This is a genomic window from Candidatus Methylomirabilota bacterium, from assembly GCA_035709005.1.
Lineage (GTDB): Bacteria > Methylomirabilota > Methylomirabilia > Rokubacteriales > CSP1-6 > 40CM-4-69-5.
Window position 1 is genome coordinate 1 of sequence record DASTFB010000104.1, and the last position, 22,431, is coordinate 22,431.

Annotated in this window: 15 protein-coding genes and 1 other RNA gene; 5 read left to right on the forward strand and 11 right to left on the reverse strand. The window is 69.1% G+C overall.

Features of this window, described 5'->3' with window-relative positions:
* Nucleotides 1-595: ribose-5-phosphate isomerase RpiA (rpiA, locus tag VFR64_19270; protein HET9491876.1), on the forward strand; the 595-nt coding region annotated here is incomplete at its 5' end.
* Between the two features lie 16 nt (nt 596-611).
* On the opposite strand, the gene VFR64_19275 is transcribed toward rpiA, so the two are convergent.
* The 4 genes from VFR64_19275 to VFR64_19290 form a co-directional block, all read right to left on the reverse strand.
* Nucleotides 612-2,315 carry a secretin N-terminal domain-containing protein gene (locus tag VFR64_19275; GenBank protein HET9491877.1) on the reverse strand — a complete coding sequence of 568 codons (1,704 nt, stop codon included), beginning with the start codon at nt 2,313-2,315 and terminating at the stop codon, nt 612-614.
* A 339-nt stretch (nt 2,316-2,654) separates the two neighbouring features.
* Nucleotides 2,655-4,268 carry an FAD-dependent oxidoreductase gene (locus tag VFR64_19280; GenBank protein ID HET9491878.1) on the reverse strand — a complete coding sequence of 538 codons (1,614 nt, stop codon included), beginning with the start codon at nt 4,266-4,268 and terminating at the stop codon, nt 2,655-2,657.
* Between the two features lie 507 nt (nt 4,269-4,775).
* Nucleotides 4,776-6,299 carry a ShlB/FhaC/HecB family hemolysin secretion/activation protein gene (locus VFR64_19285; GenBank protein ID HET9491879.1) on the reverse strand — a complete coding sequence of 508 codons (1,524 nt, stop codon included), beginning with the start codon at nt 6,297-6,299 and terminating at the stop codon, nt 4,776-4,778.
* Nucleotides 6,300-6,526: 227 nt separating this feature from the next.
* Complete coding sequence (locus VFR64_19290; GenBank protein HET9491880.1) at nt 6,527-9,556, reverse strand: filamentous hemagglutinin N-terminal domain-containing protein; 3,030 nt, start codon at nt 9,554-9,556, stop codon at nt 6,527-6,529.
* A gap of 137 nt (nt 9,557-9,693) precedes the next feature.
* Between VFR64_19290 and VFR64_19295 the strand changes: the two genes are divergently transcribed.
* The 3 genes from VFR64_19295 (at nt 9,694) to VFR64_19305 (ending at nt 14,829) form a co-directional block, all read left to right on the forward strand.
* The gene (locus VFR64_19295; protein ID HET9491881.1) at nt 9,694-11,997 is read left to right on the forward strand and encodes a CHAT domain-containing protein; all 2,304 of its coding nucleotides are present in this window, start codon (nt 9,694-9,696) and stop codon (nt 11,995-11,997) included.
* Between the two features lie 3 nt (nt 11,998-12,000).
* Nucleotides 12,001-13,941, forward strand: coding sequence for an adenylate/guanylate cyclase domain-containing protein (locus VFR64_19300; protein HET9491882.1), 1,941 nt, complete (start codon nt 12,001-12,003; stop codon nt 13,939-13,941).
* Nucleotides 13,942-14,085: 144 nt separating this feature from the next.
* A complete protein-coding gene (locus VFR64_19305; protein ID HET9491883.1) occupies nt 14,086-14,829 on the forward strand; it encodes a DUF928 domain-containing protein in 744 nt (247 codons plus the stop codon).
* Between the two features lie 84 nt (nt 14,830-14,913).
* On the opposite strand, the gene VFR64_19310 is transcribed toward VFR64_19305, so the two are convergent.
* Both VFR64_19310 and VFR64_19315 read right to left on the reverse strand, forming a co-directional pair.
* Complete coding sequence (locus VFR64_19310) at nt 14,914-16,017, reverse strand: DNA topoisomerase IV subunit A (GenBank protein HET9491884.1); 1,104 nt, start codon at nt 16,015-16,017, stop codon at nt 14,914-14,916.
* A gap of 10 nt (nt 16,018-16,027) precedes the next feature.
* Complete coding sequence (locus tag VFR64_19315) at nt 16,028-17,857, reverse strand: DNA topoisomerase VI subunit B (protein HET9491885.1); 1,830 nt, start codon at nt 17,855-17,857, stop codon at nt 16,028-16,030.
* Nucleotides 17,858-17,913: 56 nt separating this feature from the next.
* Between VFR64_19315 and ssrS the strand changes: the two genes are divergently transcribed.
* Nucleotides 17,914-18,093, forward strand: a non-coding RNA gene (ssrS, locus tag VFR64_19320) — 6S RNA.
* Here ssrS and VFR64_19325 read toward each other — a convergent pair.
* From VFR64_19325 to rplT, 5 genes are read right to left on the reverse strand one after another with little or no spacing between them, the layout of a single operon-like run.
* On the reverse strand, nt 18,090-18,386 hold the full coding sequence (locus tag VFR64_19325; GenBank protein ID HET9491886.1) for a cell division protein ZapA: 297 nt from the start codon (nt 18,384-18,386) through the stop codon (nt 18,090-18,092). The two genes, ssrS and VFR64_19325, sit on opposite strands and share 4 nt — an antisense overlap.
* Nucleotides 18,387-18,402: 16 nt before the next feature.
* A complete protein-coding gene (locus VFR64_19330) occupies nt 18,403-18,594 on the reverse strand; it encodes a hypothetical protein (GenBank protein ID HET9491887.1) in 192 nt (63 codons plus the stop codon).
* The gene (gene pheT / locus VFR64_19335; GenBank protein ID HET9491888.1) at nt 18,594-21,023 is read right to left on the reverse strand and encodes a phenylalanine--tRNA ligase subunit beta; all 2,430 of its coding nucleotides are present in this window, start codon (nt 21,021-21,023) and stop codon (nt 18,594-18,596) included. The genes VFR64_19330 and pheT overlap by 1 nt, the downstream gene beginning before the upstream one ends.
* Nucleotides 21,020-22,042, reverse strand: coding sequence for a phenylalanine--tRNA ligase subunit alpha (gene pheS / locus VFR64_19340; GenBank protein HET9491889.1), 1,023 nt, complete (start codon nt 22,040-22,042; stop codon nt 21,020-21,022). The genes pheT and pheS overlap by 4 nt, the downstream gene beginning before the upstream one ends.
* Nucleotides 22,043-22,396, reverse strand: a complete 354-nt coding sequence (gene rplT, locus VFR64_19345; protein ID HET9491890.1) for a 50S ribosomal protein L20 — start codon at nt 22,394-22,396, stop codon at nt 22,043-22,045.
* Nucleotides 22,397-22,431: the final 35 nt, after the last annotated feature.

The following is a 22,431-nucleotide window of genomic DNA, read 5'->3' on the forward strand; positions in this document are numbered from 1 at the left end:
CGCCCTCGCGTTCGTGGAAGTGCTCGCGCGAGAAATCCAACGGGGGCTGTCGGTTCGAGGCGTGCCCACCTCGGAGGGGACGGCGCGACGCGCGCGCGAGCTGGGGATCCCGCTCGTCGAACTCGGCGAGGCCGAGCTGGACGTCACGATGGACGGCGCCGACGAGGTGGACCCCGACCTCAACCTGCTGAAAGGAGCCGGCGGCGCGCTCGCGCGCGAGCGGATCGTCGCCGCCGCCTCACGCCGTCAGATCATTCTGGTCGGCGCGGACAAGCTGGTGCCCGCTCTTGGCACGAGGGCCCGGTTGCCGGTCGAGGTCATCCCGTTCGCCGCCGCGCCGTCCCGCCGGCGCCTCCGGGAGCTGGGCTACAAGCCCGAGCTCCGGCGCCGTGGCGCGGCGCCGTTCGTCACCGACAATGGCAACGTCATCCTCGACTGCGAGACCGGGCCGCTGACCGACCCGGCGGCGGTGGAGCGAGCCATCCGTGCCATTCCCGGTGTCGTCGATACGGGTCTCTTCCTCGGCACTGCCGAGACCGTCCTCGTTGCGGATGGCGACACCGTGCGGGTGCTGTCGCGAAAAGGCAAATCGTGATCGCCCAGCGCCCGTGCTACGGCACTGAGGATTCCGGCGGATGGACGATGCGCGGCGTGACCAGGATCAGCAGCTCCCGGCGTGAGGTCCGCTCCTCCCTGGTCCGGAACAGCCGGCCCAAGATCGGCACGTCCTTGAGGAGTGGAACCCCGCGCTCCGCGACGTCTCTCAGCTCCCGCACCAGACCGCCCAGCACGAGGGTCTGAGTATCGCGGAGCACGACCGAGCTCTCGAGCTCCCGCTTGATGATCTGGCGCGAGCCGGTGGACGGCTCCCGCTCACCGAGCTCGTTGACTTCCTGGCGGACGTCTAGCGCGATCGCCCCGTCTTGGCCGATCCTCGGCTGCACGCTGAGCACGACGCCGGCATCCCGGTACTCCACGACCTGAGTGACGATACCCAACAGCGCGTCGGCGGGCAGCCCCGGGGACGGCGAGGCCGTGACGACCGGGATCGAGTCCGAGACCTTCAGCACGGCCCGCTTGCCTTCGGCGGCCAGGATCTGGGGTCTCGCGGTCACCCGGGCGACCTTCGTGACCGCCAACGTGCGGAGCAGGATGAGCGCCGCATCGGTCTCGGCGACCAGGCCGGTCAGCCCCTCGCTCGCCAGGGCGAGGGGCGGGAGCCCCAGAGCCGCCTCGACCGGCGGCACGGGACCGGTGAGGGCAACCGCCGTGAGCGAGCCGATCACGGCCGCCCAGTCGATGCCCAGCCGCTGCTCGTCGATCAGATCGACTTCGGCCGCGATCACCTCGATCTGCACCTGCCGCGGTCGCCGATCGAGCTGCCGCAGCGTCGCCTCGATGGCGGTGCGGACGTTGGGCGAGGTCACGACGAAGAGTGTGTTGGTCGCAGCGTCGGGCACGAACCGCGCGTGCGGGTCGACCTCCACGTACGACGCCCGGAGTGTGGCGGCGAGCTCGACCGCGTCGGCGTGCTCGGCCCGGTAGACCAGGAGCCGCCGTCTCGGGCCGAGGTCGGCATCGAGTTGCGCGACGAGCCGGCGGATGGCCTCCAGCTCGTCCGGTCGCGCGTGCACGATCAGCGCATTCGCCCGTCGTTCCCCGACGATCAGGGGAGGGCCATCAGCCCGGCCCTCGGGACCGCGGGGCGCGGGCGGCGCCGCCGGGAGACCGGCAGCCGCGCCAACCCCCTTGGCGAAGATTCGATTGAGCGTCGCAGCGAGGCTCGGGGCATCGGCGAAGCGAAGGGGAAACACCTCGAGCCCCTCGAGCGCGCGCTCGACGTCGAGGATGCGGACGACCGCGAGCAGGCGAGCCACGTTCGAGGCCGCGTCCGTCAGGAGCAGACTGTTGGTCTCGCTGTGCGTGCCGATGTGACCTCGCGTCGACATCAGTGGCCTGAGCTGGGAGGCCAGGTCGGTCGCCGCCGTGAACCGGAGAGGGACGATGTGCGTCACGACCTCGTCCCCGCGGATGCCCGGTCGGGGCGTCGGGCCACGACCGGTCGTAACGGCGCGCTCCCGGGCCCCCTCGCCGCGGATGATCTTGTGGATCGGCCCCGCCCGGACAGCGGTGAACCCGTGGGTCTCCAGCGCCGCGAGCAGGAGACTGACGACCTGGTCCTCGGGGATCGGAACCTGCGTGACCACCGTCACCCGGCCGCTCACGTCCGGCGCCAGGACGTAGTTGATGCCGGCGGCCTCGGCGATGGCCCGCACGACGGACTCGATGGGTGTGTCGAGGAAGCGGAGCGTCACGCGGCGCCCCGGTGCCGAGGGGCGGGCCTCGGCACCGGGCGCCGGCCGCAGCGGATCCCCCGAGGCCGATTGCGCCAGGGTCACCCGTGGGCTGATCCAGGCCGGCAGGAGAAGCCCAAGGAGCAGGACGAAGATGATCGCGGCCCCCGACCTCCCTTCTCCGTTGTGGGAGCTTCGCCACCAGCCTGGTCGAGCCCCTCTGATGACCGACCGGCGCCGGTGTCCCCGGTGAACTGATCTGTTGAACTCATCATAGACGAGGATCACGTCCGGCCCTAGGGATCGTCTGCCGGGGCTAGCCGCCGCGGGCGAACTCCGGGTAGAGCGTCAGGCCGCGCTCTAGCCTTGGACGGGACCCTGGCCGCGCTCCCGGATCAGCTCCTCGAAGAACTCACGAAGCGCCGGGACGTTCGTGAACAGGGCATCGAAGGCCTCCCGGTCCAACGTCAGCACGTCGAGCGGGGTGGCGCTGTGCACGGTGGCATTTCGGGGAGCATGGCTGATGAGGGCCATTTCGCCGAACCACTGGCCGGGGCCGAGCCTGGCCAGGATCTCCGGCTTTCCCCCGGGGCTCTCGCGGGTCACCTCTACTTCGCCCTTCGCGATGGCATAGACCAGGTCGCCGATGTCCCCTTGCCTGAAGACGACCTGCCCCGGCTCGAAGTGCTGCCGGCTGATCGTGGCGGGGCGGTCCGTCTTCATCTGCACGATGTCGGGCGAGAGCAGGAGGTCGACAAACCACCCCATCGCCACCCGCACCTTCCTGTCGGTCCCGGGCAGCTTCAGGAGGTAAGCGAGGCGAGCCAGGAGCCACGCCGAGAATCCGGAGAGCTTGACCCCACGGATGTTGGCCACGGCGTTGCGCCCGCCGAGGCTGCACATCGCGCCCAGGGTGACAAAGGCGAAGCGACGCTTCTGACCTCCCCCGATTGCCGCGGCGATGTTGTCGGCCACACACTTGCCCTGTCGCAACGCGTGCTGGGCCGTCGGGGGATAGGGCCTGCCGGTGGCTGGATCGAGGATCGTCGCGTTGTCGCCGACCGCCCAGACACCCGGATAGCCTCGAACCTCGAGGAACTCGTCGACGACGATTCGCCCCCTCTCGTTGGTGCAGGGAAGCGTCGCCACCAGGGGGTTCGGCGCGGCCGGCACGGTGCTGACCAGCGTCCTGGTCGGGAGGTGCTCACCCGTGTCGAGCACGGCGCTGTCCACCGTGGCTCCCGCCAGCCCCACCTTGAGACGGATCTCGACGCCGCGCCGCGTGAGGATCTTGAGGGCGAAGTCGGCGAGATCCTGGGGCAGCTCCGGGAGGATGCGGGCCCCGAGCTCCAGGATGATCACCCGGATCTCGTCGGGCCGCAGATTTCGATAACTCCTGGCGGCCTTTCGGACGAGCTCGTTGAGCTCGGCCGCCACCTCCACGCCGGAGTATCCGGCGCCGCCCACCACGAAGGTGAGCAGCCGACGCCGCACCGCCGGGTCATCCTCGACCGCGGCCTCCTCCAGGGCGTGGAGGACGTGATTGCGCAGCACGAGGGCGTCGCCCAGGTACTTGAACGGCAGGGCGTGCTCCTGAAGACCGGGCATCCCGGCCAGACGCGTGATGTTGCCGAGCGCCAGGACCAGGTGGTCGTATTCGAGCACCGCGGCCTTGTGGTCCACGCCTGGCGAGATGACCACCCGGCGCGAGCGCAGGTCAATCTCCTCGACCTCGCGGGTATAGAGCTTGACCCGGGGGCAGAGCCGGCGGATCGGGATGATGGGATCGAGCACGCCGATCGTGCCCGAGATCACCTCGGGCAGCATCGGCTGGTACACGAGGTAGTTGTTGCGGTTGACGAGGGTGATCTCGACCTTCGCGTCGCGCGCCAGGAGTTTCTCGAGGGTCATCGCCGTGTATACGCCCCCGAAACCCCCGCCGAGAATGAGGATGCGGATCGGGTTCCCCGCCATTGATCGTTCTCCGCGGTCCAGAGCGATGCTGCGCGCGTAATCTAGGCGCCCCGCCCGGGGCTGTCAATCGGAAATCCGGCACCTGCTGGTGCTACATGAAAATGTCATGGGGTAACTGCTCTGTGAAAGTGTCGGCCTGCCATGGAGACCTTCACGATGAGCAGGAAGGAGCGGGTCCGGCCGGGTGTTATCAAGGCTACTGTGGCTGCCACGTCGAACTCCGCGACAACCTCCCAGGCGACTTCGTCCTCAAGCCACGCCGCGCGCCGAGCGGGGACCGGCGCCCCCGGCCTCCCCGCCCGGCCCCATCCGCCGCTCGCCCCCTCTCGACGCCCCCCACGCTGCGGACCCATACCGGCCGGCAGCCGCTGCCGACTCACCCCTGGATGCGGGCCTGGGACCCGATCATGCGCGCCAAGCACCGCCGCGAGCTTCGTCGGCGGGCCGCCAGCGACAGCGGAAATCCGGCACCTGCTGAGGAACAAGTGGTCAGAGTCTTGGGGCGTGCTAGAACGCGGCGACGGTCAGCTGCAGATGGACGCCGTGATCCTGGAGCTCGGAGCCCTGCCTGTCGCGTTCGAGAAGCCGATAGCCCCAGTAGACCTCGAACTGGGGTCTCAGCCGAAACGGTCCCGGGCCGGGCGTCGTGACCGCCCACCGCAGCCCCATACCGATGCTGGCCAACCGGATGTCGTCGTCGCCGTTGGCCGACTTCACATTCGTGGCGTCGGCGAAGTCGACGAACGGGGCGATCTCGATGTAATCGGCCCAGCGGCGCTGGCTGATCAGTGGCACCCGCGACTCGAGTGACGCGATCACCGTGCTGTCTCGCAAGGCCGTAACCTCTCGGTACCCGCGTACGCTGTAGCGGCCTCCCACGGCGGCCTGCTCGAGCGCCAACAGAGCATCGTCGGCCCGCTGAATGTCGGCGCGGAAGATGAGCTGGCTATCCCAGAACGGCAGTCGCTGCACCCACTGAAACTGCCCCAACCACGCGAAGTAACGCCCGTCGGGGCCCTGCGAGCTGTTGTGAATCGTGGCACCGAGCGCGTCCACGCCCAAGGAGAACCGGGACCGCGCGGCCAGGACGAACTTCCGGGTGCGGTAGAGCCAGTCCGCGCTGATCCGCAGCGCCGTGACGATCATCTCGCCGTCCTCGGCGCCTGGAAAGAGCGAAAAACGTTCCCCCAGGACGAAGGTGGTGTTGGAGAGTCGCTCGCCCGTCAGCTCGAGGCCGAATTCTTGCCGGATCGTTCGATACACCGGATGCCTGAGCGTGAAACCGAAGATCTCGGATTCGCTCGTGATATCCAGGTCCTGGAAGGTCTCCGTCACGATCACGAAGTCGTTCTTTCGATACTGAAATCCGAACGTCGTATCACGGGCCGTCAGCGGAATCGAATATCGGAAATCGAGTTGGGGATTGACGCCTTCCGTCCGCCCGTACCCCAGGCTCAGAACATCGCCGTGGCCGGTGAGGTTCTGGTGCTGGAGGGTGATCGAACCGCCTATCTCTCCCACCGCCGGGTTGTGATAATTGTTGACATCGAGCAGTAGCCGGTAGGGCCGGACTTCCTCGACCCGCAGCGCCAGCACGCTCTCCCCCAGGCGCAACCCCGGTTTCAGCTCCGAGTCGATGCGTTTGATCCGGGGATCCTGCTGGAGAAGCTGCAGCTGATGCCGAAGCTCGTTCACGTTCAGGGGCGTTCGGGCTCCGGGCTCGACGCGACGGCGGAGATGCGACTCGCGAAACCAACGGTTGTCCGTCACTTCGATCCGACTCAGCTCGCCCTCGATGATCTGTATGGTCACCACGCCGTCGCTGACGGTCTGGTCCGGAAGGATGGCCCCCGAATTCACGTAGCCCCGATCGACGTAGAGTCGGGTGAGCGCGAGCCGCGCCTCTTCGAAATCCTCGACCGCCAGCTCTCGACCTTCGTATGGCGCCACGACCTTCGACAGATCCTCGGCGGTGAAGACCGTGCTGCCGACGACGCGGATCTCTCGGACGAACAGGCGGTCGCGAGACAACTCCTCTGGTTGCGATGGCGCGGGGGGCAGCGGCGGCAACGGCGGCGTTAGTGGAGGCTCCGGCCAAGCCGGGTCGCTCGGCAGGGGCTCCTGGATCAGCGTCGGCGGGCTACCGGAGCGCTGGGTGGGATCGAGCCCCGGAGGGGCCTGAGCGTGGGCCACCGACCCGACAAGGGCCACGGCGAGCGTGACCAGAGCCACTGCACCGCTCGCCGCGCCGCCACAGCCTACTTCGAGCACCCCAGGCGTGGCGTCTGGCGAACACGGCTGGGCGCCGGCTGGCTGTCCTCCTCGGCGACGGGACCAGAGACGAGGCCCGGGTCGAGCGGACTCGGCAAGAGCCCGCCGGGCTCGGCGGGTATTCCGTCCCGCCCGCCGAGCACGAAGGTGCTGAACCGGCGTTCGCTCGCCCGCACCGCGCAGTGCTCGGCGAGGAGGGCCGTACCGGTGCCGAACTCCTTGGGCAACGGGGCCACCTGGGTCTCCGCCGGGCTCACTGCCGTCTGGATCGTGACCGTTCCGGGGAAGCCCAGCGCCGAAGACGCGCTGATGACGCTTTCCGAGGTGAGGAACACGTCGGCCACGATCAGCACGTTTCCGCCCGGCCCGCCGAACGCGTCGGCCCGAACCTCGCTGCCATTGAGCACGACGGCTTGAGGATCGATCGTGATGTTCCCGCCGCGGCCCTGCCCGGTACCCACACTGGTCGTGACCTGGCTGTCGAGCAAGTGCACGAGTGAGCTGACCTGAAACGTGATGCTGCCGCCGTCGGAGCTGAGGGCTTCGGTGGTCACCCGGCTCCCGCGGCTGGCAAACTGGTCACCGACGACCAGGATATTCCCGGCCGTGCCCGTCGCGGCACTCCTCGCCGTGATCGCGGCGTCGCCGGAGAGATCAACGCGTGCGGCGTCGATCTCGATGTCTCCTCCGGCGCCGCTCCCCCGGGTGGCGGTCGAAATTGTGCCACCGTCGGTGAGTGTCAGTTTCGGCGTCGAGATGCTGATGCGGCCGGCGCTGCCGGTCACCGGCCCGAAGACATCGACCGTATCGCTGAACAGACCGGACTGGACCCCGCCAGCGTCCGACCCGGAGATCGTGACCGACTCGCTCGCTGTGATCGTCAGCCTCCCGCTCGAACCGGCGCCGGCGGTCCGGCTGATGATGCGCGAGCCCCCAGCCACGGTCAGCTGTCCGACGTTCAGCTCGATGTCACCCGCCTGCCCGCTCTCGACTGTGATGCCCGAAATCCCGCCGCCATCCGTGACTACCAGAGTCGGTGCCGACACCGTCACGTGACCGGCAGCGCCGCTGCCGCTCGCCTCACTCGCGATCGCGCTCCCGATACCTTCGGTTGTTTCGCCAGAGATCGTCACGGACTCCGAGGCTCTCACCGTGACGGTCCCACCGGGCCCGGCGCCAAGCGTGTTGCTGGCAATTCGACCGCCACCGAGCAGCGTGAGCCTCCCGACTTCCAGCTCGATCGTCCCTGCCCGACCGCTACCGAGCGTGGAAGTGCCGATTTCCGCGCCATCATTCACCGTCACGACTGGCGCGGAAATGTTGATCTGGCCCGCGTCGCCGGTACCGTCCAGCCGTGTCTCGCTGAGAATGGCGCTCGCGAACGGGCCGCGTCCCGAGACCGTCACGGACTCGGTCGCGCTCACGGTCACGGCGCCGCCTGAGCCGGCGCCGAAGGACTGGCTCTCGATGCGCGCGCCACTGTCCGCCGTGAGGCGCCCCACCTGGATCTCGATGTCGCCCGCCCGCCCGTCACCGAGGCTCGTCGCCGAGATGAGACCGTCGGCAGCGATGCTCAGGACCGGGGTCCTCACCGTGATCGTGCCGGCGTCCCCCGTGTCGCCCGCCCCGCTGAAGAGGCCGGCGAAGAGGCCGGCGGGACTGCGCCCCGAGATCGCAACGGCCTCCGTTGCGTTCACCGTGAGGCTCCCGCCCTGTCCGGCTCCGAAGGTGGTGGTCTCGAGCCGACCTCCGTCCAGTGTAAGATGGCCGACCTGCACCTCGATCTCGCCGGCGCGGCCCGTTCCAGCAGCCGCCGTCGCGATCTGACCACCCGCGGTCAGATTCACGGTCGGAGCCGAGACAGTGATCCGTCCCGCGTCCCCACGTTCAACCGCGAAGCTCGAGATCTGACTCTGAAGGCCGTCGCTCCGGCTCCCCGAGATTGCGACGGACTCGCTCGCCGTCACCCTGATGTCGCCCGCCGACCCGGGTTGTTCCCCCGTGTTGCTGCTGATCGATGTCCCCCCGGTGACCGTGAGCCGTGCCGCTTGTAACTCGATGTCGGCCGCACGACCGGTGAACGCACCTAGACCCGTTGCGATCTGGGAGCTGTTCGAGGCGGTGACGTCGTCTCTGACCCGGATGTCGATGCCGGGTGATGGACCATTGGCGCTGCCGAACGCAGCGACGAAGCCGGAGTCGACGACGAGCCTTCCGCCGCGGATGACGACGGTGCCGGTGGAAGCTCCGCTGGCGTCGAGAAAGGCGCGGTCAGACAGCTCGATCGCGCCGAGCCTTGCGAACGAGTCGAGCGCAACCTCGGCGCCTGGACTTGCGATATCCAGAGGGACGTTCCCGGCCGAGCCGACACTCACGACGTTGAGTCGGCCGCCGGAGGCCTGCACAAAGGCCACGTTCTGCCCGTCTGCACGCGGGCGACCCTCGATCTTGACGTCGCCGCCGACGACGGACAGCGTCTGGCCTTCGCTCACCCGCAGTTCGCTGCCGGAGATCGTGATGGACGCCGGGTTCGGCCCAAGGAATCCAAACGCCGCGGGCGGTGCCGTGGTCAAGACGCTCGCGGCGTTGGGGTTGGCGACGAAGGCGCCGCCGTCCGCGAGCCGGAGCACATCCGCGGTGCTGACGTGAAACGCCCCGCTCACGTCGAGCGACGCGTTCGGCCCGAACAGGACACCGCTCGGGTTGAGCAAAAAGAGGTTGGCGCCGCTGATCTCGGACCGCAACTGGCCGTCGATCGTGGAGCGCTCGCCACCCGTCACGCGGGCCAGGATATTGGCGATCGTGGAGGGGCCCGAAAATGCCGCAGTCTCGCCGGTGCCGACGTTGAAGCGCCCGAAGCTGTGGAACAGGTTGGGGCCCCGGATTTGGCCCAGGTCGGGCGTGATCTGGTAATTCGGCCCCGTCAGGGGGCCCACGGGGCCCAGGCTGCCGTCGAGGGTGATCTGCGCGAGGCTCGGAGCGGGCCACAGCGCCACGCACCCAAGGAGGACCGCCACCAGACAGCGAAGCCTCCGAGCCACCAGAGCAGGCATGCGGGAGCGGAGTATAGGTGAGGATCCCCCAGCCAACAAGTGGGGAACCGACTGGTCAGCGTGCTGGCGAGGTCAGTAGCGGCGTGATAGGTTACACCGCCGTGAGGGCGCTGGTCATCACGCTGCTGGCTTTCACCCTGATCGCCCTGACCGCCGCCTGGGGCCAAGCAACTCCTCCGGCGCGGGCGCTCAGGGGGGACGACATGGCGGCCTCCATCGACCGCGCCACGCGCGCGCAGGAGCGGGGCGCATTCGATGTGGCGGCCGAGAGGTGGCTCGAAGTGGCCGGGCGTTACGACCGCGAGCAGAACACCGGGGGCCACATCCACGCGCTCGCGCAGCTCGCGCACGCCTACCAGTCGCTGGGCCACTACGTCAAGGCGCGGGACAGTCTCGAGCGGGCCCTCACGCTCGCTCGGCCGTCCTCGGATCAGCGCCAGATCGCCTCGATCCTGCGCCAGCTCGGGAGCGCGACAATGGCGATGGGGCTTCTGGAGCGCGCTGGTGACGCGCTCACCGAGGCCCAGGCCCTGGCGCAGGCAGCCGGCGATCCCGCCCTGGAGGCCAGCGTTCTAAATGACCTCGGGAATCTTCTGTCGCGTCGAAAACAGTACGCGGAAGCGCTGCAGCGCTACGAGGCCAGTGGCGGGCTCGCTCAGCGGGCGCGTCGCCCCTCGCTCGCCGCCCGCGCCCTGACCAACGCGGCCGCCGCCGCCCGTCAGGCGGGACGACTCCAGACCGCACGGGCGCGCCTCGACGCCGCTGATCTCGAGGTCCGCGGCGTCCCCGATTCGTACGACAAGGCTTACGAACTGGTGAGTATCGGCCTCGGGTATCTGGACCTTCGCCGATCACCGGCGGATCGCGACCTGACGTTACGGGCGGCCCGGCTGTTCCGGAACGCGATCGACGTGAGCAATCGGATCGGCGCGCCCCGGCTGGGAGCCTACGCCTGGGGTTCGCTCGGGAAGCTCTACGAGGACGACCGCCGGTACGAGGAGTCGCTGCAGGCCACGCGGCAAGCCGCCCTGGCCGCCCAGCAGGTGAACGCGCCCGAGTCACTCTACCGCTGGCAGTGGCAGACGGGACGACTCTTCGCCCGGCTGGGCCGCCAGGACGCCGCGATCTCCGCGTACCGCCGCGCGGTCTCGACACTCCAGTCGATCCGGAGCGAGATCACCGTCAGTCACGGGAACGACGGGGCCTCCTTCCGCGACTCGGTCGGCGCGCTCTACTTCGAGCTGGTCGATCTCCTCCTCCAGCGCTCGGCCACGGCCGCGGCGGGGGACCAGCAGGCCTATCTCATCGAGGCGCGTGATCGGGTCGAATCACTCAAGGTGGCCGAGCTGCGCGATTACTTCGGGGATGACTGCGTGGAGGCCGCGATTTCGAAAGTCACGCGCCTCGACGTGGTCTCCCCCACGGCCGCGGTCCTCTACCCCATCCCGCTGCCCGATCGTCTCGAGCTCCTGCTCCATCTCCCGTCCGGCCTCATGCGCGTCTCCGTTCCCGTGACGAACACGGCGCTCACCGAGGAGACCCGGCAGTTCCGGCGGAGGCTGGAGAAGCGGACGACACGCGAGTACCTGCCGCACGCCCGGCAACTCTACGACTGGCTCATCCGACCGCTGGAGACGGAGCTCGGCCGCTTCGCCATCGATACCCTGATCGTGGTGCCGGACGGTCCGCTCCGGACGATCCCGATGGCCGCGCTCCACGACGGCCGCAGCTTTCTCATCAGTCGATTCGCGCTGGCCACCACCCCCGGCCTCACGTTGACGGATCCGCGACCGCTCAAACGGGACAACCCGAGAGTGCTGGTGGCCGGGCTGACCCAGAGCGCGCAAGGCTTCCCGCCGCTGCCCAACGTCGGGACGGAGATCGAGGCCCTCCGCCAGCTCTACCGGGCCACGGCGCTCCTGAACGAGGAGTTCCGGCTGGGGCCCTTCGAGAAGCAGCTCCGGGAGGAGCCGGTCTCGATCGTCCACATCGCCTCCCATGCTCAGTTCACTGGCGACGTCCGGGCCACGTTCCTGCTGGCCTTCGACGACAAGCTGACGCTCGATCGGCTCGACCAGTTCATCGGGCTCTTCCGCTTCCGTGACGAGCCGCTCGAGCTCCTGACCTTGAGCGCATGTGAGACGGCGGCCGGCGACGACCGGGCGGCGCTCGGGTTGGCCGGCATCGCCGTCAAGGCCGGCGCGCGAAGCGCCCTGGCCACGCTCTGGCACATCAACGACGAGGCCTCGTCGGCGTTGGTCGCCGAGTTCTATCGCCAGCTTCAGACGCCGGCCACCTCGCGGGCGGCGGCCCTGCAGCGCGCCCAGCTCAAGCTCCTCGACGATCCGCAATACCGGCACCCGAGCTACTGGTCCCCCTTCCTCTTGATCAGCAACTGGCTGTAAGCGATGCGGGCCGCGCGCCGGATCCGGGACGCGCTCCGATCGCCGATCGCGATCGCGCTTCTGATCAGCAGCCTCGTCGTGCTGGGAATCATCGCGCTGCGGACCGGCGGCGCCCTCGAATCACTCGAGCTGACAGCCTACGACTGGTACTTGCGCGCGCAGCCGGCGACGTCGATGGACCGTCGGATCGTGCTCGTCACCATCACCGAAGAGGACATCCAACGCCTCGGGCACTGGCCGCTGACCGACGCGACAGTGGCCGACGCCCTCACGCGGCTCCTCGCCTACCGTCCCCGGGCGATCGGCCTGGACCTTTACCGCGACCTGCCGGTGCCGCCCGGCCGCTCAGACCTCGACGCCGTGCTGAAGGCCGATCGCCGTGTCGTGGTCGTGACCAAGATCGGCGAGGGCACATCAGACGGCATCCCGCCGCCGTCCGCGCTGGCCAACAGCGATCAGGTCGGCTTCAGCGACGTGGTCGTGGATCGCGGAGGCATCGTCCGCCGCGGTTTGCTGTTCCTCGATCGTCGCGACACCATCGCCTACTCGTTCGCCCTGCGTCTCGCGCTGCTCTACCTGCAGGCCGAGAACATCGGCCCGCAATCTGACTCGCGCAACCCCGAACATCTTCGCCTCGGGCGCACGACGATCCGCCCGCTCGAGGCCCACGAAGGACCCTACGCGCGCGCCGACACCGGTGGGTATCAGTTCTTGCTCGATTTCCATGGCCTGCAAAGGGGATTCCCCAGCTTCTCGTTCCGACATCTTCTGGAGGATCGGATCGAGCCGGCCGCCTTGCGTGACGCGATCGTCATCCTCGGAGTCGCAGCCGAAGGCAGCAAGGACTTCTTTTATACGCCCTACAGCCGCGGCCGCGATGCCGATCAGCAGATTTCCGGCATTGCCCTACACGGTCACATCGCGAGCCAGCTCTTGCGCATGGCCCTCGAAGGGGCTTCGCCGCTCCGCGCCGTCGAGGCCGGGCACGCCGCGTTGTGGATCGCGCTCTGGAGCCTGCTGGGTGGAGTGGCCGGTCTGGCCTCCCGCTCGGCCTGGCGCTTTGCCCTGATCGCCGGCGGTGGGCTGTTGGCGCTCGGCGGCCTCGTGTATGTCGGCTTCCGGTTGGGATGGTGGGTTCCTTTGATTCCACCGGCGCTGGGCTGGTTCGGCGCGGCGACCCTGGTGACCGCGTACACCTCGTATTGGGAAAAGGCGCAGCGAGCCCAGCTCATGGGGCTGTTCTCGCGGCACCTGTCGCCGGAGATCGCCGACGCGGTCTGGAGGCAGCGTCATGAATTTCTCGACGGGGGGCGCCCTCGTCCCCAGCGCCTGACCGCCACCGTGCTGTTCACCGATCTCGTCGGCTACACGTCTCTGTCGGAGGACCGCTCTCCCCAGAGCCTCGTCGAATGGCTCAACGTCTACATGGAGGCGATGGCCCAGCCCGTGATCGAGAACGATGGCTTGATCAACCAGTACATCGGTGACTCCATCATGGCCCTCTTCGGCGCTCCGTTTCCCCGAGCGACGGCCGCCGAGGTCAGCCGGGACGCGGTCAACGCGGTCGAGTGCGCGCTCGGCATGGAACGGAACCTTCAGGCGCTCAACCGACGCTGGCAAAGTGAGGGGCTGCCGACGGCCGCGATGCGGATCGGGATTTTCACCGGGCCCGTGGTCGGAGGCAGCGTCGGGAGTGCCCAGCGGCTCGCGTACACCGTGATCGGCGATACGGTCAACACAGCCTCGCGGCTCGAAAGCTACGCCAAGGATCTCTTCTTCGACGATCCGCTCGGCCACCCCTGCCGAATCTTGATCGGGGCGACCACCGCCAGCCACCTGGGCGAGCGGTTCGAGCTGGAGGCGGTCGGGGAGGTCGAGCTGAAGGGCAAGCAGCGGAAGGTCGCGATCTATCGCGTCGTCGGACACCGGCGAATCCAAGAATGAGACCGACGGTGGCCTCATAACGCGACCATGACTCCGGCTCCGGCGAGCTGCAGGGCCATGAGAGAGAGGCCGAGAATCGCACGACGCTCCACCAGGCGGTTGGCGAGCGCCGCTGACTAAGACACGGAGGACAGGAGGAGCACCGTGAAGACAACCGCAGTCCTCACATTGTCGGTCTGGGTCGTAGCCGGACCGCTCGATCTCGGCCTCGTTGGCATTCCCGCCCCGGTCACGCCGCTCTCCGCGCAGCCGACGACGGCCAGTCAGCCCGTGTACAAGCCCCCACGTCGCGGCGCGCCGGGCGGACGAGTCGGCGGCGCCACGCGGGGGCACGGTGCCGGCACCACCACGGTGGCCGTCCTCGTGCCCGACCACACGGGCTTGACGGTTCAGGAACAACCGACGCTGTACTGGTTCCTCTCTACGCCTACCACGCTACCCATCGAAGTCACCCTCATCGAGGCCAATGCGGTCAGGCCGATGCTCGAGACCCGGCTGCCTGCGCCGGAGCGGCCCGGAGTGCAACGCATCAGCCTGGCCGATCACGGCGTGCGGCTCGTGCCCGGCTCCACCTACAAGTGGTACGTCGCCCTGGTGGTGGACCCGAACTATCGCTCGAAGGATATCCTGGCCGGGGGTCTCATCGAGCGCGTGGAGCAGAGCGCCGTCCGGCTGGAGGCGATGCCGGGCGACCCGCTCACCGCCCCCCGCATCTTTGCCGATGCGGGGGTGTGGTACGACGCCATCGCGTCGATCTCAGCCTTGATCGAACACAGCCCCGGCGATCCCCTGCTGCGATCCCAAAGGGCGGCGCTGCTCGAGCAGGTGGGGCTACGTGAGATTGCCGAGTTTGACCGCAGGCCGGGTAGGCAACAGGGTGTTCGGTAGAAGGCCAGTCGAGCACTCACTCAGCACATCCAGGCGGCCACCGACTGGCTGAGACGCGTCGTTCGTGAGCGGAGGTTTGCCCTCCTAATCCAACCAATCCCTCTCCTTGAGCTTGCGGGGCAGGTACTTCTTGGTGAGGTACTGGAAGTCCTTGTTGGCCAGGGCGTCCAGCTCGTACTTGAGCCCGCTGGACAGCATCCGCTTGATCTCCTCCTGCCAGCTCTTCTTCTGGAACCACGTGTAGCTGAGCAGCTCGCGCGCCCGGGCGATGTCCTTGTCGTTCAGCTTGATGCCCACGTTGCGCGGCAGCCCGTACGATTCGGGATCCGCGCTCGACAGCCCGATGAACTTGGCCTTGGGGATGGCCATGCGCTGGCTCTCGAAGGCCAGGTTGATGGAGCCCTGCTTGACCACCGAGTAGATGTAGTAGCCCCAGGGGTCGTTGTCCACGAGGACGTAGACCGGCAGCCGGTACTCCTCGTGCAGCCGGCGGGCCAGCCGTCGGACACCGCGCGGCGGCTGGCCGTTGCCGGTCAGGAGCACGCAGTTGTACCGGCGCCAGAACTTGTCCTCGGAGAGCCGGTTCCACTGGGTGCCCTTCTCGACCAGGAGGACGAACTCCGCGGTGCATCGCCGGATCTGCAGATACTCCGGCTCGACGATGGAGGGCACGGAATAGCCGCCCTTGCCCAGGCGCGCGCAGTCCACGCGGTCGCCGTCGTCGACCAGCACCAGCGGCCCCACGACGGAGCCGGCGTTCTCGGCCCGCACGTGAAGCTCCTCGCGCAGAGCGGCCAGCGTCACCTCCAGGTCCTCGATGAGGGGATCGGACTCGTCCTGGGTGTCGAGGGTGTTCTCGTGCGAATCCTTGATGGTGTGCTTGGTCCGGTAGTAGATCTCGCGGAGCGACGTGGTGAGGTTGGATCGCTGCAGCTCGGAGAGGGCGTCGGCCACGAGGACCGTCTGCATGAACTTCTTGGCCATTCCCACGTTGAAGAACGACCGGGCCTGCTTGCGCTTGCCCAGCTCGATCAGGCCCTTGCGCTCGTTGAAGGTGACGTTGGACAGCGAGCGGACCGGGATCGCCAGGGTGGGATCCTTGCGCCGTTCCGCCGCGCTGATCACCACGTCGGCCACGCCGACCAGCTTCTTCTCGACCGCGGTCATCCGCCGAGGCTTGGTGGCCATGGGCTCGCTCTCAGGCCTTCCCGGGCCGGCCGTCGCCGTTGAGCGCCGGCACCTCGCCCTCGACGCCCTCGGGCGTGACGATGATCGAATGCGGCAGCCCGGTCGGCCCGCTGCCGTTCTTGCCCAGCAGCTCGTCCGTCGCCGTGCCCCCCGTCCGCTTCAGGGCGATCTGCTTCAGCTGCTCCTTCAGCTTCGCCGTGGGCAACCGACCGCCCTTGAGGCGGTTGCAGGACTCGACGACCTCTTCGATGTAGAGCTCGAAGATGTTGCGCCGACGGAACTCGCTGTCCGCCCGCTGACGGCGCCGGACGAAGGCGCCGAGCCGCCGGCCGCACTCGCGGAGGGCCAGCGTGATCTCCTTGCGGATCTCGTCGTAGTCGGCGATCGCTTCCTTGGATTCGCTGGTGAAGGGCACCCATACCGAGGCCATGTGGACGAAGATCACCATGGGGCCGGCGGGCAGCGCCCCGCGAGACTGGGGCACTCCGTAGTTACGCCAGGTCGTGTCGAGCACGGCCTTGTAGATCACGCAGGCCGACTGCTGATAGAGCAGCGGCACCCGGTTGGCGTACCGGATGACCCGGGCCAGCTCGGTGCCGTCCTGTTGGGCCTCCCCTTCGGCGAGCGGCACGGCCGGCTTGTCCTCCCCCCTGCCGTTCGCCGAGGGCCCCCGCCCGTACGCCAGACCCGCCTCGATCACGAAGGGGTTGCCGCGATACACGGCCGGCGGCCGACTCACCGCCGTGTAGAAGTCTCCCTTGATCTGCTGATACAGGCCGGACAGGATCGCCTTCTCGCCGATCGGCGACAGGCAGTTGGTCGGGGGGGCCATGATCCTGGTGGACTGGATCGTCTTGTAGAGGGCCTCGGCGGCCTCGCCGTGGATGTCCCGGGGCCGCGCGCGGGGGGACAGGCCCGCCGCCTTGCAGATCTCGGCGGCCAGGGCCGGCGACACCCGGCTGAAGTCACCGGCCAGGAACCCGGCCAGCGAGTGGCTGGTGGTGTCCTGCAGCAGCTTGAGCAGCATCCCGAGCTCGATGCCGTAGGGATGCGGCTTGATCTCGCGTGGCGAGGGTGGCAGCTCGGCGTAGGTGCGGGGATGCTCTCGGGTCTCGTCCTCCGGCGTCAGGTAGGTCAGCTTGACGTGGGGATTGGCGATGATCGTCTGCTCGATGTACTCGTCGACGGAGGCGCGGCCCTTCTGGTACCGGCCCTCGACCTCCATGGTCACCCGGGTGCCCCGGGGGCACTCCCAGTCGATCTGCTTCTTCTCCAAGATCAGCGGCTCGTTCTTCTTGGTATCGATCTGGACCTCGAAGTAGTGCGCCGGGGCCTTGGGGCCGGTGCGGGAGATGATCTGCACCGGCTTGCCGGTGGTGAGCTGGCCGTACATGCCGGCGGCCGAGATCCCGATGCCCTGCTGGCCTCGGCTCATGCGCAGGCGGTGGAACTTGGAGCCGTAGAGGAGCTTCGCGAAGATCCGGGGAATCTGCTGGCGGACGATGCCGGGGCCGTTGTCGCTGACGGTGATCCGGAAGCGGCTGGCCTGGCTCGCCGGGGGCGGCGGCCCCCCGTTGGCGACGGCCTCCACCTTGACGACGACATCGGGGAGGATTCCGCCCTCCTCGCAGGCGTCCAGCGCGTTGTCGACAGCTTCCTTGACGCAGGTGAGCAGGGCCTTGCGCGGATTGTCGAACCCCAGCAGATGGCGGTTCTTGGTGAAGAACTCGGAGACGGAGATCTCCCGCTGCCGGGCTCCCATCTCCACGGCCGAGACCGCGGGCGTGGGCTTGGGCTGCGGGGCGGGCTTCGCGGGCTTCCGGGGCTTCCGCTTCGGCATATACCCTCAATACCACGAGGGCTTGACTCCGGCGCTAAGGAACAGGTACACAGGAATCGTCCCTGCGCTGTTGGTGATGCCGGTAACGTTTCGACCTCATTTTGCCAAACGGGCGCTGTGATCGAGGGCCGGTGCGCAAGCCCTGAGGTCAAGGGAAGCCTGAAGGCCTTCTAACGGGGCCCACCTGGTCTAGCCAGGTCCGAAACACCTCGGCACACGGCAGAGGCGGGGATTACGTTCCTGCGCGCCCGGTCGCCCGGTCCAGGAGGCTCTGGATCGCGTCCAGTCGGGCCCCCGCGTCGGCCGTCTCGCGGGAGCGCTCCTCCCGAGCCCGGAACAGCTCATCCGTGATCTCCAGGGCCGCCAGCAGCAGCGACTTGATGTGGTCCGGCACACCCGCGCGCCGGACCGCCTCCACCCGCTGCTCGAGGTGGCGGGCCAGCGTGCGCACGTATTCGGTATTCGCCTCCGTGCGCACCACCAGGGTCTGACCGAGGAGCGTGAGCTCGACCCGCTTGACCTCGCTCATCGTGACCTCCGCGTCCTCACAGGTCCAGCTTGTTGATGTCGGACAGGATGGCGTCGATCTGGGCCACGGTCTGCTTGCGCTCGGCCGCCACCCGGGCCAACTCGCGGCGCAGCCCCTCGTTCTCCTCCCGCAAGCGGTCCAGGGTCGCGACCGCCCGCCGCACGGCGTCCTCCAGCTGACCCAGGCGGTCGAGGAGCGTGTCGGCCATCAGGCGCCCCGCCACGTGATCTTGAACTGCTCGGCCACCCGCTGGGCCACCGCCTCCTGGATCCGATTGGCCTCCTCGTCGGTGAGAGTACGGTCCTCCGCCTGCAGCGTGAGGCGCCAGGCCAGGTTGCGCCGGCCTTCCTCGAAGGTGAACACGTCGAAGAGCGTCAGTTGCCGGAGCAGCGGACCGGCCTCGGCGCGGATCACGGCCTCGATCTCGGCGGCGGTGACGGTGCGCAGGGCGCCGACCAGGAAGGCCACGTCGCGCTGCACCGCCGGATAGCGCGGCAGGGCCTGGTAGCGGATCTCCGGCGGCGTGAGCCGCAGGATCTCGTCCAGCGGCAGCAGCGCGGCGAACACCGGGATGCCGATGTCGAACAGGGCTCGCACATCGGCCGCGACCTCGCCGAACTCGGCGACGGTCACGCCGTCGGCCACGAGCACGCCCCGGCGGTCCGGCTCGAACCCCTTGACCCCGGCGGCCAGATGCGCCCGCGAGGCCGGCGCGGGCACCCGCAGCGCCTCCAGCACGTGCTCGGCCAGCCCCTTGGCGTCGTAGATGTCGACCGGCTCGACACGTCCCTCGCCCGCCGGCCGGACCCACCATGCCGGCGGCTCCCGGGCGCCGGCCAGGGCGATGGCCAGCCAGCGGGACTCGCGGGGCAGTCCGGGGGCCGGCTCGAAGATCTTGCCGATCTCGAAGACGCGCACATTGGGCTGCTGTCGGCGCAGGTTGGTCGCCACCACACCCAGGACCCCCTCCAGCGGGTTGTAGCGCAGGAGCGAGGCGTCCCGGCTGAGCGGGTTGAGCAGCGCGAGCGGGCGCGGCGCCGCCGGCGTGCGCAAGACCTCGTCGTAAGCGGGGTCGCTGAAAGTATAGGTCACCGCCTCGTGGAGGCCCGCCCCCACCAGCGCCCGCCGCACCGTTTCGGCCTGGCGCAGGCTCATCGGGAGCTGGACCGGCCGCAAGGGCACGGGGACCAGCGCCGAGGGGATCTTGTCGTAGCCCCACACGCGGATGACTTCCTCCACGAGGTCGTCCTCGATGCTGAGGTCGCGGCGGAAGCTGGGCACCTCGACCTCGAGGGCGTCGGCCTGCGCGCGCACGCCCAGCCCCAGCCCCGTGAAGATGCGCGCGGCCTCGGCCTGCGGGGGCGCCACGCCGAGCACCCGGCCGAGCCGCGCCATGCGCAGGGTGATCCGCGGCCGGGCCTGGGGCCGCGGATACGCGTCGACCATGCCGCGGGCCACCGTGCCGCCGGCCACCTCGGCGATGAGCTGAGCGGCCCGATCGCTGGCGTCGACGAGGGCCTCGATATCGGCCCCGCGCTCGAAGCGGTAGGCGGCGTCGGTGAGGAGGCCCAGCGCTCGGGACGTCCGTCTGATCGAGGCCGCCGCGAAGCAGGCGCTCTCCAGCAGCACGCGGGTCGTGGCCGGCGTGACTTCGGTCTCGGCGCCACCCATCACCCCGGCGATGCCGATGGCACGCTCGGGATCGGCGATCACCAGCATGGCGCCGTTCAGCGTGCGGGTCTGGCCGTCGAGCGTGGTGAAGCGCTCGCCGTCACGGGCGCGGCGGACGACGATCGTCCCCTCCGTCACGGTGGCGTGATCGAACGCGTGAAGCGGGTGGCCGAGCTCCCACATGACGTAGTTGGTGACGTCGACGACATTGCTGATGGGCCGCAGCCCCGCCGCCCGGAGGCGGGCGGCCAGCCACGCCGGAGACGGCCCTACCCGGACCCCGCTGATCACGCGGGCCGTGAACCGCGGACAGAGGTCGGGGGCCTCGATGCGGACCCGCGCCAGGCTCTCCACCGCGTCGTCGGACTCCTTGACGACGACCGCGGGCGCCCGGAACGGCGCCCCGGTCAGCGCGGCCAGCTCGCGGGCGATGCCCACCACCGACAGGCAGTCGGGACGGTTGGGCGTGACCTCGACTTCCAGCACCCGGTCGTCCAGTCCGAGGTGGGCGACCAGGTCGGCGCCGAGCGGGGCGTCGGCGCCGACCAGCAGGACGCCGGCCTCGTGCTCCGCGCCCAGACCCAGCTCGCGTTCCGAGCACAGCATGCCCTGGGACTCGACGCCGCGGATCTTCGTGGCGGTGATGCGACGTCCCCCGGGCAGCGTGGCGCCCGGCGCCGCGAAGGCGGCCCGGACACCCGGCCCCGCGTTGGGCGCCCCGCACACCACGCTGAAGCGCTCGTGCCCGGTGCTGACGCGGCAGAGGACCAGCCGGTGCCCCTGGCTCTCGCCCAGCTCGCGCTCGATGGCCTCGATCTCGGCCACGACGACGCCGGCCAGATCGGGAGGGGCCAGCGGCGTGATCCCGGCGATCTCCACGCCGGCGTTCACGAGGCGGTCGGCCGCCTGCTCGGCCGTGAGGTCGAGGTCGACGAATTCGCGGACCCAGCGGTACGGAATCTTCATGCGAACTGCCGCAGCATCCGCACGTCGTCCTCGAAGAAGAGCCGGATGTCGTCCACTCCGTACTTCAGCATGGCGATGCGCTCGATGCCCATGCCGAAGGCCCAACCCGTGACCTCCTCCGGATCGTAGCCCACGTTGCGCAGCACCTGCGGGTGAACCATGCCCGAGCCGAGGATCTCCAGCCAGCCCGATTGCTTGCACACCCGGCAGCCGCTGCCCCCGCAGCGGAAGCACAGGACGTCGACCTCGGCCGAGGGCTCCGTGAACGGGAAGAACGACGGCCGGAAGCGGATCTTCGAGCGCGGCCCGAACATCTCGCGGGCGAAGAGCTCCAGCGTGCCCTTGAGGTCGGCCATGGACACGTTCCGATCGACGGCCAGCCCTTCGACCTGATGGAACATCGGGGAGTGGGTGATGTCGGCGTCGCGCCGGTACACGCGTCCCGGGCAGATGATGCGGACGGGTGGCCGCTGGGTCTGCATGATGCGGATCTGCACCGGGGAGGTGTGGGTCCGCAGCAGGGTGTCCTCGGACAAGTAGAAGGTGTCCTGCATGTCCCGGGCCGGATGGTCCCGGGGGATGTTGAGGGCCTCGAAGTTGTGGTAGTCGTCTTCGACCTCGGGGCCCTCGGCGACCGCGAAACCGAGGCCGAGAAAGATGGCGACGCTCTCGTCCTGGACCCTGGTCAGGGGATGGCGCGCGCCCAGGGGCGGCCGGCGGCCGGGCAGCGTGAGGTCCAGACGCTGGCGCGCGCGCTCCTGGCGGCGCTCGGCCTCCCGCGTCTCGCCCAGCCGCAGCTCGAGCAGCGCTTCCAGCTCGCGCTTGGCCTCGTTGGCGGCGGCGCCCACCAGCGGGCGCTCGCGAGCCGGCAGCGTGCCCAGCGAGCGCAACAGCAGCGTGAGCCGGCCCTGCCGGCCCAGGTAGCGCACGCGCAGCTGCTCGAGGTCCGCCGAGGCGCTGGCCCGCGCGATGGCCGCGCGCGCTTCCTCGGCGAGGGGATCGACGCGAGGGTGCCCCATTCAGGCACGCGTCTTCACTGTGTCGGCCAGCTTGGCGAAGGCGGCAGGATCCTTGACCGCCAGCTCGGCCAGCACCTTGCGGTCGAGGCCGATGCCGGCCTTCTTGAGGCCGGCCATGAAGCGTGAGTACGACACCCCGAGCGTCCGGCAGGCGGCGTTGATCCGCACGATCCACAGTCCTCGCGCCGCGCGCTTCTTCTGCCGGCGGTCCCGGTAGGCGAAGGCGCCCGCCCGGAGCACCGTCTCGGCCGCCGTCCGGTACAGCCGACGGCGGCCCCCCACATACCCCTTGGCCTGCTTGAGGACCTTCTTGCGCCGCTGGCGCGTCTTGCTTCCACCCTTTGCCCGTGGCATCCCTGCTCCTTTGCGTCGGGCCTGGCCGGCCCGAC

Excerpts from the sequence above, each read along its gene's own strand:
- VFR64_19280 (HET9491878.1), bottom strand. The coding sequence starts at position 4,268 with ATGGCGGGGAACCCGATCCGCATCCTCATTCTCGGCGGGGGTTTCGGG.
- VFR64_19300 (HET9491882.1), top strand. The coding sequence starts at position 12,001 with ATGCGGGCCGCGCGCCGGATCCGGGACGCGCTCCGATCGCCGATCGCG.
- VFR64_19310 (HET9491884.1), bottom strand. The coding sequence starts at position 16,017 with ATGGCCACCAAGCCTCGGCGGATGACCGCGGTCGAGAAGAAGCTGGTC.
- VFR64_19315 (HET9491885.1), bottom strand. The coding sequence starts at position 17,857 with ATGCCGAAGCGGAAGCCCCGGAAGCCCGCGAAGCCCGCCCCGCAGCCC.
- VFR64_19325 (HET9491886.1), bottom strand. The coding sequence starts at position 18,386 with ATGAGCGAGGTCAAGCGGGTCGAGCTCACGCTCCTCGGTCAGACCCTG.
- VFR64_19330 (HET9491887.1), bottom strand. The coding sequence starts at position 18,594 with ATGGCCGACACGCTCCTCGACCGCCTGGGTCAGCTGGAGGACGCCGTG.
- pheT (HET9491888.1), bottom strand. The coding sequence starts at position 21,023 with ATGAAGATTCCGTACCGCTGGGTCCGCGAATTCGTCGACCTCGACCTC.
- pheS (HET9491889.1), bottom strand. The coding sequence starts at position 22,042 with ATGGGGCACCCTCGCGTCGATCCCCTCGCCGAGGAAGCGCGCGCGGCC.
- rplT (HET9491890.1), bottom strand. The coding sequence starts at position 22,396 with ATGCCACGGGCAAAGGGTGGAAGCAAGACGCGCCAGCGGCGCAAGAAG.